Genomic DNA, 3,478 nt, shown 5'->3' on the forward strand with positions numbered 1-3,478 from the left:
CCAGGGTGATGGCACCCCGCAGGCACGGGCACGCCTGGCCGACGAAGTGGCGGGCATGACCGCCGACTACGTACAGCGCCAGTTGCTCAACCGTCGCGACTTCCTGATGGCCGAACAGGCCTTTCGCCAGGAAGCCCTGCTGTGCCCGCGCCTAGCCGAACTGGTACGCGCCCACGAGCAGATCCTGCTGCACGGCACTCGGCAATTGCTGCAGGTGGTAGGCTCGCGGCAACCGGAACAGGACGCCCAGATGTTGACGGCGATTATCGAGCAGATGGAATATCAGGGCCTGCTCAAGGATGCGAACGCGCAAGCCGATGGGCAGATGCTCGCTATGCTTACCCGGTACCTGCAGCTGGTGCTGGCATCGGCCTGAGGCGAGTCCGACTTTTCAAGGAGAACCTGATGAAAGCCTGGCGTGTGGTGTTGTTGACTCTGTCATTCCTGCTGCTGGGCGGTTGTCTGGTGACCTTCCACGAGCCCCTGCCCAGCAACCAGTCGGCGCCCAAGTCCCTGCTCGGTAAATGGAGCAGCAAGGACGCCTGGGGCGAGCCGCTGAAGCTCACCATCAGCCGCAGCGGCGGCGATGCCTACAAGGCGGTGGCAACGGCCAAGGGCAAGGCCCCTGAAGAATACGTGTTCACCGTCTCGCGCCACGGCAACCGCTGGTACCTGTCGGCTGGCGTGCCCAAGCGCCTGGGCGGCAATTTCCTCATCGGCGGTTTCGACATCGTCGATGGCAAGGAACTGGTGGTCTACAACCTGGATGTCGAGCAGGTGCAGCAGGCGGTGGACAAGAAGGAACTGAGCGGGCGCAGCACCGAGGTGCCGGAAGACAACGGCGACGGCGTGCTGATCGACAGCCCTGCGGCGCGGGTGCTGGCATACCTTGACGACCCGGCCAACTCGGACCTGTTCGTCGAGGTGGCGCGGTTCCAGCGCTCCGGCAAATGACCGTGCTGGCCTCTTCGCGGCCAAAGCCGCTCCCACAGGCACTGCACAGGTCCTGAATACTGTGCGGTACCTGTGGGAGCGGCTTTAGCCGCGAAGAGGCCGGTACAGGTTTCCTGTACTAGAAAGGAGTCCCCGGTGGACGAATACCAGCAAACCATCCGCGCCCTGTCCGACCGCATCGTTGCGGCACAGACCCCGATTCGGGTCCTGGACGCGGTGAAGTGGGACGACAACATCCGCCAGGGCTTCCTCAAGGCCAAGGGCAAGGAACCACCGGCAGTCGACCGCGCCTATTACCAGTCGCGCCCGCTGGCCTTCGACTCCAACGCGGTCAAGGCCGAGTTCCAGGGCATCGAACGCGACATCATCCGCCAGCTCGGCCAGTTCAACCCGGTCGGCCAGATCATGAAGCGCATGTGCCGCGAGTACCGCATGGTGGTGCGTATGCTCGAAGCGCGCGGCACCGAGGATTTCGGCCTGATCTCCCAGGAGCTGTACGGCGCTGCCTCGGACGCCTTCCACGCCGGCGACCCGACCTTGGCAGACCTCGGCCTGATGCTGTCGGACTACCTGAACAACATCGATGGCCGCGGCGACCTCAAGGACGAACCCAAGAACCTCACCGCCAAGGAGGCCGTGGAGATCCTCCAGCGCCGGCTGAACAAGGTGTTCGGCGAGGCCGAGGAGACCATCCGCGTGTTCGAGTCCGACGGTATCGTCGCCGATGCCGCAGCGGGTGCCGACTACATCAAGGTGCGTGCCGACGCCATGTTCAACGCTCGCGACGTGCGCGCCCTGGAGGTGCACGAAGGGCTGGTGCACGTCGGTACCACGCTCAATGGCCTGAACCAGCCGATCTGCACCTTCCTGGCCAAGGGCCCACCCTCGTCGACGGTGACCCAGGAGGGCCTGGCCATTCTGATGGAGGTGATAGCCTTTGCCTCCTACCCCAGCCGCCTGCGCAAGCTCACCAACCGCACCCGCGCCATCCACATGGTCGAGGAGGGCGCGGACTTCATGCAGGTGTACGGGTTCTTCCGCGAGCAGGGCTTCGAGATGGCGCAAAGCTACAGCAACGCCAGCCGGGTGTTCCGCGGTTCGGTGCCCAATGGCTTGCCATTCACCAAGGACTTGTCCTACCTCAAGGGCTTCATCATGGTTTACAACTACATTCAGTTGGCCGTGAAGAAGGGCAAGCTCGAGCAGATTCCGCTGCTGTTCTGTGGCAAGACCACCCTGGAAGACATGCGCACCTTGCGCCAGCTGGTCGAAGAGGGCCTTGTCGAGCCGCCCAAGTACCTGCCGGAACAGTTCCGCGACCTGAACGCGCTGTCAGCCTGGATGTGCTTCTCCAACTTCCTCAACCACCTGAGCCTGGACCGTATTGAAGCCGACTACGCGAACATTCTCTGAGCGCTGCCGCCTGCTGGCCCTTGGCCTGGTCCTGCTCGGGCCTGGCGGCTGCAGCAGCCTGCTGTTCTACCCCGAACCTGGCCAGGCCTTTACCCCGGAGCGGGCCAAGCTCGAGTACCGTGATGTTACCCTCACCAGCGCTGACGGTATTCGCCTGCACGGTTGGTGGCTGCCGGCCAAGGCGGGGGTCGAGGTCAAGGGCACGGTGCTGCACCTGCACGGCAACGGCGGCAACCTGCCCGGGCACCTTGGCGGCAGCTACTGGCTGCCGGAGCAGGGCTACCAGGTGCTGATGATCGATTACCGCGGCTACGGCTTGTCCGAGGGCAAGCCGAGCCTGCCTGAGGTGTACCAGGACATTGCCGCCGCCATGGCCTGGCTCGACCAGGCGCCCGAGGCCAAGGGCAAGCCGCTGGTGCTGCTGGGGCAGAGCCTCGGCGGTGCCATGGCCATTCACTACCTGGCGGCCCACCCCGAGCAGCGCCAGCGCTTCAGCGCGCTGGTGTTCGACGGCGTGCCGGCCAGTTACCGTGCTGTCGGGCGCTTTGCCCTCAGTACGTCCTGGATGACCTGGCCGCTGCAGGTGCCGCTGTCGTGGCTGGTGCCGGACGGCGACAGCGCGATCCGCTCGATCGAGCAGCTAAGCAGCCCGCCCAAGTTGTTTTTCCACAGCATCGACGACAATCTCGTGCCGATGGACAACGGCATCCAGCTGTATCAGCACGCACCTCCACCGCGCGTGCTGCAACTGACCCGCGGCGGCCACGTGCAGACTTTTGCCGACCCTACGTGGCGCCAGGTCATGTTGCGTTTCCTCGACGACCCCAGCCATTTCAACGGGCTTCGGCGGCTGGCCGAAGTGCCCAATTACCCTGACGAGAAGAACAAGCAATGAGTGAAGAACGCAACGCCATCCCGCTGATCCTGACCGGCGTCGGCAGCATCATCGTGACGGTGGGGGCCTTGTGGTATTACGGCTACCTGCATTTCGCCAAGCCCGAGGATGCCCTGCTGCTGCAGGACTTCACCATGCTCAAGACCATCCCCGGCGAGGACTACAAAGTCTCCCTCGACCCCGCCCCGCAAGTGGCCCAGTGCATGGATGGCGTGC

Annotated in this window: 4 protein-coding genes and 1 pseudogene; all 5 read left to right on the forward strand. The window is 64.3% G+C overall.

What is annotated here, in order from left to right; genetic code table 11:
• Window positions 1–376, forward strand: a pseudogene (locus HP547_RS26060) (TetR family transcriptional regulator); the annotation flags it as partial.
• A 29-nt stretch (window positions 377–405) separates the two neighbouring features.
• Window positions 406–954, forward strand: a complete 549-nt coding sequence (locus tag HP547_RS26065) for a hypothetical protein (RefSeq protein WP_172230610.1) — start codon at window positions 406–408, stop codon at window positions 952–954.
• Between the two features lie 135 nt (window positions 955–1,089).
• Entirely contained in the window at window positions 1,090–2,367 is a 1,278-nt protein-coding gene (locus HP547_RS26070) for a flavohemoglobin expression-modulating QEGLA motif protein (RefSeq protein ID WP_172288280.1), read from the forward strand.
• Window positions 2,339–3,262 (forward strand): alpha/beta hydrolase, encoded by a 924-nt coding sequence (locus tag HP547_RS26075; RefSeq protein WP_172231680.1) that lies wholly within the window; start codon window positions 2,339–2,341, stop codon window positions 3,260–3,262. Before HP547_RS26070 ends, HP547_RS26075 begins: the two co-directional genes overlap by 29 nt.
• On the forward strand, window positions 3,259–3,478 hold a 220-nt coding region (locus HP547_RS26080; RefSeq protein WP_172288282.1), incomplete at its 3' end, for a hypothetical protein. The genes HP547_RS26075 and HP547_RS26080, both read left to right, overlap by 4 nt.

This window comes from Pseudomonas sp. CM27, from assembly GCF_013179515.1.
Lineage (GTDB): Bacteria > Pseudomonadota > Gammaproteobacteria > Pseudomonadales > Pseudomonadaceae > Aquipseudomonas.

Coding starts and splice junctions, on each gene's coding strand:
- HP547_RS26065 (WP_172230610.1), top strand. CDS start 406: ATGAAAGCCTGGCGTGTGGTGTTGTTGACTCTGTCATTCCTGCTGCTG.